Source organism: Chryseolinea serpens, from assembly GCF_900129725.1.
GTDB classification, from domain to species: Bacteria; Bacteroidota; Bacteroidia; order Cytophagales; family Cyclobacteriaceae; genus Chryseolinea; species Chryseolinea serpens.
Window position 1 is genome coordinate 3464517 of sequence record NZ_FQWQ01000001.1, and the last position, 10548, is coordinate 3475064.

The 10548-nt window shown below is 51.4% G+C and carries 10 protein-coding genes and 1 tRNA gene; 4 read left to right on the forward strand and 7 right to left on the reverse strand.

Going from position 1 to position 10548, the window contains the following annotated elements:
• The first annotated feature begins 5 nt into the window (after positions 1 to 5).
• The gene (locus BUB30_RS13985) at positions 6 to 710 is read left to right on the forward strand and encodes a DUF6048 family protein (protein ID WP_073134556.1); all 705 of its coding nucleotides are present in this window, start codon (positions 6 to 8) and stop codon (positions 708 to 710) included.
• Here BUB30_RS13985 and ftsY read toward each other — a convergent pair.
• The 6 genes from ftsY to BUB30_RS14015 form a co-directional block, all read right to left on the reverse strand.
• A complete protein-coding gene (gene ftsY / locus BUB30_RS13990; RefSeq protein ID WP_073134557.1) occupies positions 684 to 1649 on the reverse strand; it encodes a signal recognition particle-docking protein FtsY in 966 nt (321 codons plus the stop codon). The two genes, BUB30_RS13985 and ftsY, sit on opposite strands and share 27 nt — an antisense overlap.
• Before the next feature lie 70 nt (positions 1650 to 1719).
• Positions 1720 to 1875 carry a DUF4295 domain-containing protein gene (locus BUB30_RS13995; RefSeq protein ID WP_073134559.1) on the reverse strand — a complete coding sequence of 52 codons (156 nt, stop codon included), beginning with the start codon at positions 1873 to 1875 and terminating at the stop codon, positions 1720 to 1722.
• Positions 1876 to 1877: 2 nt separating this feature from the next.
• Entirely contained in the window at positions 1878 to 2060 is a 183-nt protein-coding gene (gene rpmG / locus BUB30_RS14000) for a 50S ribosomal protein L33 (RefSeq protein WP_073134561.1), read from the reverse strand.
• Between the two features lie 16 nt (positions 2061 to 2076).
• Positions 2077 to 2316 (reverse strand): 50S ribosomal protein L28, encoded by a 240-nt coding sequence (rpmB, locus tag BUB30_RS14005; protein WP_073134563.1) that lies wholly within the window; start codon positions 2314 to 2316, stop codon positions 2077 to 2079.
• A 103-nt stretch (positions 2317 to 2419) separates the two neighbouring features.
• A complete protein-coding gene (locus BUB30_RS14010; protein ID WP_073134564.1) occupies positions 2420 to 3067 on the reverse strand; it encodes an HAD family hydrolase in 648 nt (215 codons plus the stop codon).
• Between the two features lie 80 nt (positions 3068 to 3147).
• Positions 3148 to 5376 (reverse strand): T9SS type A sorting domain-containing protein, encoded by a 2229-nt coding sequence (locus BUB30_RS14015; protein ID WP_073134567.1) that lies wholly within the window; start codon positions 5374 to 5376, stop codon positions 3148 to 3150.
• 146 nt (positions 5377 to 5522) lie between these two features.
• On the opposite strand from BUB30_RS14015, the gene BUB30_RS14020 reads away from it, so the two are divergent.
• Together BUB30_RS14020 and BUB30_RS14025 are read left to right on the forward strand one after the other, a co-directional pair.
• Positions 5523 to 6806, forward strand: coding sequence for a UDP-N-acetylmuramoyl-tripeptide--D-alanyl-D-alanine ligase (locus BUB30_RS14020; RefSeq protein WP_073134569.1), 1284 nt, complete (start codon positions 5523 to 5525; stop codon positions 6804 to 6806).
• Positions 6807 to 6872: 66 nt separating this feature from the next.
• The gene (locus BUB30_RS14025) at positions 6873 to 7535 is read left to right on the forward strand and encodes a DUF2461 domain-containing protein (RefSeq protein WP_073134571.1); all 663 of its coding nucleotides are present in this window, start codon (positions 6873 to 6875) and stop codon (positions 7533 to 7535) included.
• Between the two features lie 70 nt (positions 7536 to 7605).
• On the opposite strand, the gene BUB30_RS14030 is transcribed toward BUB30_RS14025, so the two are convergent.
• Positions 7606 to 10095, reverse strand: coding sequence for an AsmA family protein (locus tag BUB30_RS14030; protein ID WP_073134572.1), 2490 nt, complete (start codon positions 10093 to 10095; stop codon positions 7606 to 7608).
• 249 nt (positions 10096 to 10344) lie between these two features.
• Here BUB30_RS14030 and BUB30_RS14035 point away from each other — a divergent pair.
• Positions 10345 to 10419: transfer RNA gene (locus BUB30_RS14035), tRNA-Val, on the forward strand.
• Positions 10420 to 10548: the final 129 nt, after the last annotated feature.

Genomic DNA, 10548 nt, shown 5'->3' on the forward strand with positions numbered 1-10548 from the left:
CCATCTTGAAGTTATCCCATACCATAGCGCTTCTCCTGATCTTCTCCCTTCCGTCGCTTGCCCAGGAAAAAGAAAAGTCAGACACAACGAAGGTCAAGGTGAAGCCCGACTTCCGGCCCACCGGCGTGCGCTTTGGCACCGATGCCATTGCCTTGGTGAAAAGCCAGTACGACAAGACTTACAAAGGCTGGGAGTTCAACGGCGATATTGATTTTCATCGCTATTATTTGTCGGTTGACTATGGCCATTGGGCCCGCACCTATCTTTCCGAAGGCGACAGCAGCAACTATGCGAACACGGGCAACTATTTTCGTGCCGGTGTGGATGTGAATTTTCTAAAGAATGACCCGGATCGCAACATGTTCTTTGTTGGCTTTCGCTATGGCGTGTCAAAATTTTCAGAACAGTATTCCGTCATCGTAAAAGACACACTGTGGGGTAACTATAGCGGGACCTATAACAACACGAACGTGAACGCACACTGGCTGGAGCTGACCACGGGGTTACGCGTAAAGATTTGGAAAATGATCTGGATGGGCTACACGGCCCGCTTCAAATTCGGCCTCAGCACTGGCAGCACGCCCACCATGTTGCCACATGATGTGCCCGGCTATGGCCTCGCCGAAAAGGATTCGTACTGGGGCTTTAATTATCAGATCTTCATTCGCATTCCCTTCCGGAAACTACCCACCGTTCCGCCGGAAAAGTGAGTCTACAAATTCGGTCCTGTTGAAGGTTTGCAGGTCGCCGACTTTTTCGCCGACGCCGATATATTTCACGGGAATTTTAAATTCATCCGAAATGCCGATCACCACACCGCCCTTGGCCGTGCCGTCGAGCTTGGTGATGGCGAGCGCTGTTACCTCGGTGGCTTTTGTAAACTCGCGCGCCTGGATCATGGCGTTCTGACCCGTGCTGCCATCCAAAACCAACAACACTTCGTGGGGTGCATCGGGGATCACCTTTTGCATGACGCGCTTGATCTTGGTGAGCTCGGCCATGAGGTTCACTTTGGTGTGCAACCTTCCGGCCGTATCGATAATGATGACGTCCACATTTTGATCTACGCCGGCCTGCACAGCATCATAGGCCACGGCCGAGGGATCGGTGTTCATTCCTTTTGCAATTACCGGTACGCCTACACGCTCACCCCACAATTTCAATTGGTCCACGGCCGCTGCCCGGAAAGTGTCGGCAGCGCCGAGCAGTACCTTCTTTCCTTTTTTGGTGAACTGGGCCGACAGCTTCCCGATGGTGGTGGTCTTGCCCACACCGTTCACGCCGACCACCATGATCACATAAGGTTTTTTACCGGCGGGGGTTTCAAATTCCTCGATGTTGTCGGTGTTGTTTTCCGACAGCAGGCCGGCGACCTCTTCTTTGAGGATGCGGTCCAGCTCGGAGGTGCCCAGGTATTTGTCGCGCGCCACGCGCTGTTGAATGCGTTCGATGATCTTCAGGGTGGTGGTCACACCCACGTCCGACGACACCAGGATCTCCTCGAGGTTGTCGAGCACTTCGTCGTCGACGGTCGATTTGCCGACCAGGGCTTTGCCCAGCTTGCCGAAGAAGCTTTCCTTGGATTTTTCCAGGCCTTTATCGAGCGATTCTTTTTTATCCGAAGAAAACAGGTTGCCGAATAATGCCATAATGAGAGGGGAATTGTTTAAAACAAAAAAAGTCCCGCGAGGGGACTTTTCAAATTCTTACCGAATTGAATTACTTTTTGGCCAGGACTTCTTTCACCAGGTCAGCAGCAACAATTTCTTCTTTGAAGGTGTAAGCACCAGTCTTTTCAGACTTCACCGCACGGATCACTTTAGCATAGCTCTTGCCGTCGGTTTTCTTGAGGGACGCAACTACTTTCTTTGCCATGGTTATTTAATTTCTTTGTGAACAGTATATTTTTTCAGCACGGGGTTGTATTTGCGCAACTCCAAACGCTCCGTTGTGTTCTTACGGTTTTTGGTGGTGATGTGGCGGCTCATGCCCGGCATGCCCGTAGCTCTGTGCTCTGTGCACTCTAAAATCACCTGGATCCTGTTACCTTTCTTTGCCATGATTCTTTATGATTTATTACAACACGAGGTTGCCGTTCGCTTTTGCTTCTTTCATCACGGCGGTGATGCCGTATTTCGAAATGGTCTTGATGGCCTTCGTAGACACTTTCAAGGTCACCCACTTATCTTCTTCAGGAATATAGAAACGTTTCTTCTGAAGATTGGGAAGAAATCTTCTCTTGGTCTTATTGTTCGCGTGCGAAACGTTGTTACCTACCTGAGGTCTTTTTCCAGTTATTTGACAAACTCGTGCCATATCCGCTTTGTTTTAAAAATGTACCCTCCTAAAAAGGGACTGCAAATATCGATAAAAGCCACCTAATATTCCAAAGCCATCGGCAAATAATCCGGAATTCCTTCTAAAAAAGCTTGGAAACCAGCCATTCAGGCTCCAGACCCACAAAATTATCAATGGTTAAATCCGTTTCATGCAGCTCCTCCGGGGTATGCGTGGTGGTGACACCCACCACTTTGCAACCTGCCGCCTTGCCCGCACGGACTCCCGCGAGCGAATCTTCGAACACCACACACCGCGCCGGATCGAACTGAAGGGCCGCCGCCGATTTAAGATAGATCTCTGGGTTGGGCTTGCCCTGGCTCACAAAGGAGTCATCCAATATAGTCGGGAAAAATCGCTCTGTTTTGGTGTGGAGCAGCGTGAAATCCACATTGGCGCGGGGTGCCGAAGTGGCAATGGCCCGGGGGATGCGTTGCTGATCCAGCTTTTCCAGGAAAGACAAAAGACCGTCCATGGGCTTAATGTCCGTATACAGCTGGCGAAAAAGGGCCTCTTTCTCGTCGGCATATTGGCGGATGGTGTCGTCGCCGAGGTTGCCGAACAGGTTCAGGAGCCAGTCGCGGTTGGTGCGGCCATAGATCTTCTCGCGCAACTGTTGCTCGGTGAGGTGGTAGCCATGCTTTTCACAAAATTGTTGCAAGGCGATCTTATGGGTGGGATTGCTGTCGATCAGCACCCCGTCCATATCGAAAATGAAGGCGTACGGCATTAGAAAATTTGTTGACTTAAGTAAATAAACACTGTTTTTACAACCAGGGAAGATTTTCCGGTGCAAAGATGAGAGAATGCTTAATAAACTACCAGCCGCTTGATAAAGGTTTTGCTGTTTTGTGTGAACCGGAGAATATAGACCCCCGAGGCCAGGTTTGGTACGTTCAGGCCGTACTCGGAATTGCCGGGGACCTGGATGGGGTCGGTGATGCGGTGACCTACGCTGGTAAAGATCTGCAAGGTGACGTTGCGGTCGGCCTTTATGGTGACGTTCCCGTTTTTAGGGCTTGGATTTGGGTATACCTCGATGGTCGCGTTTTCGGGAAGCAATGCGCCGTCGTCGTTGCGAAGGATGGAGAGACCCCCAAGGATGTTGCCCACCACGATGGCAGGCTTGGTGGTGCCAAACAGGTTTGCGGGAGCCGTCCAGATGCGGCCACCCATGTTGCGGGCCTGATAGGCTTGGGAAATGGGATTGTACACAATCTCGGTCGCCCCGGCCGTAGCATCGGTAGCCGTCCGGAAATCATTGACGACGGTGATGCGACCATCCTGGTTGCCGATGAGCATGTCGGTCTTTCCATCAGCGTCCAGGTCGGCGACGGAGATCGTCAGGTTCTGGCGCAACACGGTCGACGACAGTCCGAGAAAGCTGCTGGTTTCCAATACGAAGTGGGGGCTCGCCGCGGGGCCGTTGTTCTTCCAATATTCTACCGAGCCATTGGTCCTGCCCGCAAGCAAGTCCACAAGACCGTCGCGGTCCACATCCACTACCGAAATGTTTTCGGAAGCATAGAGTTGGAAGCCGGTACTTTGCACCTGTTGATCTCCAAAAGTGATCCCCGCGGTGGCGGTGTTGAGCACGTAGTACAAATCGGTGGCGCCATTCTGCAAAGCCGTGGCCGTGAAAACCAGGTCGACCTTGCTGTCGCCGTTCACATCGATAAACTGGATCTTCAGGTTGTAGAATGACAAGCCTGAAAAGCCCCACATGTCGTCGTTGGCCAGCGTGAATTCGGGATCGGTGGTGGTGCCGGTGTTCTTGTATAGCTTCACCGTGGCGACAATGTCGTTGCCGTTGGTCGTATTCTCGCTGACAAAAAGGTCATAGTCACCGTCGGCGTCATAGTCGGCGAAGGCCGGCACGGAATTGTCGCCCACGTCGATCATTTTGTCCTGCATAAAATTGTCCTGCGCAAATGAAAAGGCGGGGCTGGTCGTGGTGCCGGTGTTTTTATAGAGCCAGTTGGAGTGGGCCAGGTCGCTGTTCAGAAATGTTTTGGCAAAAATGTTGGGTATCGAGACCAGGTCTTTCACGCCATCGAAATCAAGGTCCTCATAAAAGGCCGCTGGATAAACAAAGAAGTTTACGGGGCGAGGCTGTGGAAAAATGGAGAACGAGTTGATCACCGGCGCATCCAGCGTGCCCTGGTTGGGCAGGTAATACAAGTTGGAGCAGGTAGCTTCCGAGTACAGGATATCCAGTGTAGCATCCCCGTTGGCATCGAGCATGAGCAGGCTTTTGCCACCCGCGTGGTCCGTACGCCCTCCGGTTGGATCTTCGCGGCCACCCGGGGGTGGGCAGTCAACACCATTGAATGAAAAATTGCCGCAGGTACATTCCATCACGCCACCCCAGCGCTGGGTCTGGCGTTCGAAGGTGAGCGAATCGCAGGTGCCATAGCGTTCTTTGCTGAAATTCTTGTGATACTCCACCGTACCGTTGCCCACGAAGCGCATGTCGAACAGGTCGAGATCGCCGTCGCCATCGGCGTCGAGCAGCGAGGGCAGGTCATCGAACTGGAGTTGTACGTTGATGAGTCCGGAGAACCCGAGCGAAAGCAACACAGAACTTTTGGTGTTGCCGGGACCGCTATAGAAAAAGAATTGTTTCCAGGCCAGAGGCTGGCCGGGCTGGGTGACATTGGTGAAGACTTTGATGCCCAGAATATCGCCGGTGAAAATATCTTTTTTGCCGTCGCAGTTGTAATCGCGCAACAGGATCCAGTTGGTCACTTCGTCCGGGAAGAACGATTCGTATTCGGGCGCGTATTGGTATTGGTTGTCGCGGTTCAGGAAGGTGATGATCTTGTCGGCGTTGCGGTCGTAGAGCACCAGGTCGTCCTTGCCGTCGTTGTCCAGGTCCATGGTGTTGTAGTGCGCCGAATTCAGTCCCCCAACCCAGGGCATCGGCACAGCCGACCCATCGGCGTTTTTTACCGGCACGTCCTGGTCCAGCACATAGGTAAACTGCGCCTGCAGGGACAGCGGCAAGAGCACGAGGAAAAGACGCAGTAGGTTGATCATCAAAAAATTTTTCTTTTATCCTTAACGCGAGCCGGAGCCACCTGTTATCTTTCCCGCAAGATACTTTTTCCCGGTGAACATTCCCTATTAAGTTAGGATGACCGGGAGGAGGTAACCCGGCCACAAAAAACTGAAAAAAACGAGCAATGGAGATAGAAAAATTATACGCGTTGTATCGTCAATCCGGCAAAGTTTCGACCGACACGCGCAAGATCGCGGCGGGGTCGATCTTTTTTGCATTGAAGGGCGACAAGTTCAACGCCAACACCTTTGCTCAGCAGGCGCTCGACAACGGCGCGGCCTACGCGGTGCTGGACGAAAAAGAATATGCCGTAAACGACCGTTGCATCGTGGTGGACGATGTGCTGGCCACGTTGCAAAAACTGGCGCGGCACCATCGCGATCAACTCACCATCCCGGTGATTGGGTTAACCGGGTCGAATGGCAAAACCACCAGCAAGGAATTGCTGAATGCCGTGCTCAGCAAAAAATTCAAGACCTATGCCACCATCGGCAACCTGAACAACCACATCGGTGTGCCGCTGACCTTGTTGTCGATCGATTCATCTATTGAAATGGCCGTCGTGGAAATGGGGGCGAATCACCTGGGAGAGATTGCGCTGCTTTGCTCAATCGCCAACCCCACGCATGGATTTATCACCAACATCGGGCGGGCGCACATCGGCATGTTTGGCGGCTTTGAAAATATCGTTCGCGCCAAATCTGAATTGTATCAACACCTGCTCACCCACAACGGCACGGTGTTCATCAATTCACAAAATGAGATCCTGGCCAACATGGCCAAACGCTTTAAAGCACCTTTGTTTTACCCGGCAAAAGGAGATTATTACGAGGCCGCTTTAGCGGGTGCCGATCCGTTTGTGAAGATCAAAGCCGAGAACGGCGATGACGTGCAAACGCATCTCATTGGCGCCTACAATTTCGAGAACATTGCCGCCGCCTTGTGCATCGGCAAGTATTTCGAGGTGCCGGCCGCATTGGCCAACCGGGCCGTGGCCGACTATCTGCCCGGCAACATGCGATCGCAGATGATCCAAAAAGAAACCAACACGGTGATTCTCGACGCCTACAACGCCAACCCCAGCTCTATGCAAGTGGCGCTGGAAAACCTGGCCGCCATGAAAGCACCACATAAAATGGTGATCCTGGGCGATATGTTCGAACTGGGCGAAGAAGCCGAAAAAGAACACCGCCTCATCGGGCAGCTGGCGAAAAAACTGGGCTTCGACAAAGTTTATCTCTGTGGCACACTGATGAAAGCCGCCAAGGAAGCCTTTCCCGGCGCCATCCTTTTTGAAAATAAAACGTTGTTAATGGAGGCGCTGAAAAAAGATCCTCCGCGAAACGCCACCATCCTCGTGAAAGCATCGCGGGGCATCGGTTTGGAAACGATCGTGGAATTTCTGTAACGACTTCGATTCGTCAACCTTGAAATTTGTCAGATAAAAAAATCATCCATCACAATAAATTGCATCATGGACTTTGAAGGAGCATTCAAATTTTTAAAAGATATCCGCAGAAACAATAATCGCGAATGGTTCGAGAAGAAGAAGCCGGTGTACACCGCGCTGAAGGCCGACTTCGACCTGTTTGTTGCAGACCTGCTTGAGGAAATGATTCACCACGATGACTCCCTGGCCGGGCTAGACGCCAAAAAGCTCACCTTCCGCATCTACCGCGATGTGCGGTTTAGCAAAGATAAAACGCCCTACAAAACCAACATGAGTGCCGCATTGTCTTCGACGGGCAAAGGCATGGGCACGCCGGGGTATTATTTCCAGCTTGAACCGGGTGACAAAAGTTTTGTGGCGGTGGGATTGTTCCAGCCCATTCCCGAAAATCTTGCCAAGATCCGCCAGGAAATCGACTACACGGGTGATAAACTGGCGAAGATCCTGAACGATAAAAAATTCAAATCGACCTATCCTAAGTTCTGGGACGAAGATGCTTTAAAGACCACGCCCAAAGGCTACGACAAAGATCATCCTTACATTGAATGGCTGCGCTTGAAGAGCTTTATCTTGGTACACAACTTCACCGACAAGGAGGTGCTCGACAAAAAATTCCTCAAGAAATTAACCACGGTGATGAGCGCCGCAAAGCCGTTGACGGATTATCTGAAGGAAGCGATCGCCTGACGGGGGCAACACCCGCGTCATCGGTCGGTGGAGTTCGAAGAGGAGTACGTCCGTTCCGACCCTGATCCGATCAATTGTTCCAGTCCTCGAAATATTCGTCCTTTTCCAGTTCGACTTCTTTCTTCTTTTTCGTGCCCTTGTTTTTGAAGGCATCCTTCAGCTCCTGCACTTCTTTCTTCAGATCGGAAGCGATCTTTTTGCGCACCGCGTCGGTGTCGTAGCTCACGCGATAGTCGTCGGTGGTGCCGGTGATCTTGAGGAAGAGTTTGCTCTGGCCATTGCCGTCTTCTTCCAGGGCGGCGCGGGCCTCCGTGGAGTTGACGTGCCGATCGTTGCGCAGGGGTGCAATGATGTGATAATCGATGCGCTGGTCGAAGGTGTGGGTGCCGCTTACTTTTATGGACGTGACGTTGCTGCGCACTTCCATCTGCGGGATGTAGATGGTTTTCTTTTCGATGTGGATGTCGTTCTTGATGTCGGAGAAACGCAGCTTGCTGAGGCCTTCGTCGTTGAGGAAGCGGTTCAGCTTTTTCATGGGCTCAAAGTTGTTCAGCTCGCCGTTCTTGATGTTGGCGCTGATGTCGGCGATGAGCGTTTCGTTGAAGAGCTTCAGATTTTGGTTGAGCGTCATCTCCAAGCTCACGTCGGCGTAGGTCTGCCCTTTCAGGTGTTTGTCCTGGATAAAATCCTGGTCAAAGTTTTCAAATACATAAAACACACTGTCGACATAAATGCCCTCGAACTTTGCATTGCTCACCACATCGATTGCCTTGGGGTTATGCGCATCCACGATGCCCGCCAGGGTCATGTCGCCGCCCATGGCGTGGAGGTTGATGTTGCGCGCCACGGCCATTTCATTTTTCACCAGCAGGTCGCCCTTGATGTTGCTGGCATGGAACCGTTTGTAGCGCAACCGCTTCACATCACAATTAAAATTCAGGTTGATGTTGCGCGAGATGCCGAATTCGTATTGCTGATTTTTCCCCGCCCCTGGGTCGCCGAACCCCATGGCAAAGAGTTGATCAACGTCGAGAAAATTCGATTTCAAATCCGTTTCGATGCCGATGGGTTGGTTTTCGAATAACAGGAACGTGATGATGTTTTTGAAAAAGCCGTTGAACGTGAAATCGCTGTTGCCTACCAGGCCCGAGACGTTGCTCAGCGCCAGGTCGTTGTTGCTGAACTGCAGATTGCCCGACAGGTTTTGTAGCTTAACTTTTTCCGAACCGTAGGTGAGCCCGATATTTTGAAGATCGATCGTTCCCTGCGTAGACACCCGTTGCGCCGTAGCCTTCTTTTTCAACAACTCCACGCGACCTTCAAACGACACATCGACCAACAATGACCCCGACACATCCGTGAGGTTTGCGATGGGGTAAAAACTCAGCACCGCCGCGGCATCCACGCGTCCTTTGAAGTCGCTGATCACTTCCGGGTTGTTAAAATTCTGAAGGACGAAATTTGCCGAGAAGGGTTCGTCGTTCAGTTTCCCCTTGATGTCTTTGAGCACCAGCACCGCCTGCGACACTTCCATCACTTCTGAGGTGGCAAAAGAGCCGGTCATGCTGGCTTCCTCGATACGCGATTTGTAGTCGGGGTGATAGACGGTGGCATTGGTAAATCCAAAATCGATGGTCAGTCCCGGGCTTTTATGCTTGCTGATCTCACCTTTGAGTTTTGCTTTGAAGTATACGTCGCCATCGCTCTTATATTTTTCAAACGTCTTGGCGGCCGAACCGGGCAGCAACGACAAAATGGTTTGGATGTCGGTGTCTTTCCCATTTACCGCGAGGTCGATCAGGTTCTTTGTTTTCCAGGCATAGGTGCCGCTCACGTCAAAGCCGGCGTTCTTTAAATTAAGCACCGAAGGTTTGATGGTCAGGATCTTTTGAATGTCGTCGTAAACCAGCTGACTCTCCAATTGAAAGGATTTTCCCGCCAGGAAAGAAGTGCGATTGATCTCAATTTTTTCCGTGGTCACATCGCCCGCGGCATCGATGTTGTAGACGTCGTTCACGGTCTGGATAGACGACACCAGCGCTTTGCTCACAAACGTGAGCCGCTGGTCGGACTTTGCATCGGTATAGTGTACGGTTGTATTTTGAAGGTTCACATTGCGCAGTTCGAAGCTGATGCTTCCACCTCCGCCTTCTCCCCCCGTATCCTTGGCAATGGTGTAGTTGTTCTCGCCCTTGTCGTTGATCTTGAGATTGGTCTCGCTGTCTTTGATGCGCAGACCTTGAATTTTATAGTCTTCGTGCCAGGCATCTACCAGGCTCAGCTGGAACGAAATTTCTTTGGCCTCCAGCAAGGGGTACTGGCCCGGCTGGCTGTCTTCCACGTAAACGTCGTGCATGACGATGGAGAGCATGGGGAAGTTCTGCCACACGGAAACGTCGATCTTGGCAATCTTTACGGGGGTGTTCAGCTGCTTGTTGGCCTCCCGGATAAATTGGTTAATGATCTTGTCCTTGAACAAAAAGACGGAAAGGGAGAGGGCCGCCACCAGAACAACGATTGCCAGCAGGAGGTAAAAAAGGATTTTCCGGAAGGTTTTCAAAAGCTTAAAAAATGGTTGTGCAAAAGTACGTGACAAAATCCAATCCAACTCTGTCTGAGGCGGTTTCGCCGGCTTTGAAGCCGGATTTTAGGGCTGGAAACCTTTGCATGATCTGCGTTCTGAGCCTATTTCGGGGTTTTTGGAGCGCTGGAGGCTCAAATTTTCAAATACTTCGGGGAAAGTTTTTTGCACAAATAAAATTCTCTACTACATTTGCAATCCCAAAACGATGGGGATAATCAAATTAAAGGGAGCTTAGCTCAGCTGGTTCAGAGCATCTGCCTTACAAGCAGAGGGTCGGGGGTTCGAACCCCTCAGCTCCCACTGATAGTCAGCCACTTACAAGACAACTTGTGAGTGGCTTTTTTATTTGCACGTGATTTGCACTTTAGATTAGTAGCCGCATGGAGCGAACATCGTGAACTTTTCGGTGGCTTTCATTTCCTAAGAGCA

What these genes read in the sequence shown, in the direction of transcription:
- rpmG (WP_073134561.1), bottom strand. Translation starts at nt 2,060, where the DNA reads ATGGCAAAGAAAGGTAACAGGATCCAGGTGATTTTAGAGTGCACAGAG.
- BUB30_RS14015 (WP_073134567.1), bottom strand. Translation starts at nt 5,376, where the DNA reads ATGATCAACCTACTGCGTCTTTTCCTCGTGCTCTTGCCGCTGTCCCTG.
- BUB30_RS14020 (WP_073134569.1), top strand. Translation starts at nt 5,523, where the DNA reads ATGGAGATAGAAAAATTATACGCGTTGTATCGTCAATCCGGCAAAGTT.
- BUB30_RS14025 (WP_073134571.1), top strand. Translation starts at nt 6,873, where the DNA reads ATGGACTTTGAAGGAGCATTCAAATTTTTAAAAGATATCCGCAGAAAC.
- BUB30_RS14010 (WP_073134564.1), bottom strand. Translation starts at nt 3,067, where the DNA reads ATGCCGTACGCCTTCATTTTCGATATGGACGGGGTGCTGATCGACAGC.
- ftsY (WP_073134557.1), bottom strand. Translation starts at nt 1,649, where the DNA reads ATGGCATTATTCGGCAACCTGTTTTCTTCGGATAAAAAAGAATCGCTC.
- BUB30_RS13995 (WP_073134559.1), bottom strand. Translation starts at nt 1,875, where the DNA reads ATGGCAAAGAAAGTAGTTGCGTCCCTCAAGAAAACCGACGGCAAGAGC.
- rpmB (WP_073134563.1), bottom strand. Translation starts at nt 2,316, where the DNA reads ATGGCACGAGTTTGTCAAATAACTGGAAAAAGACCTCAGGTAGGTAAC.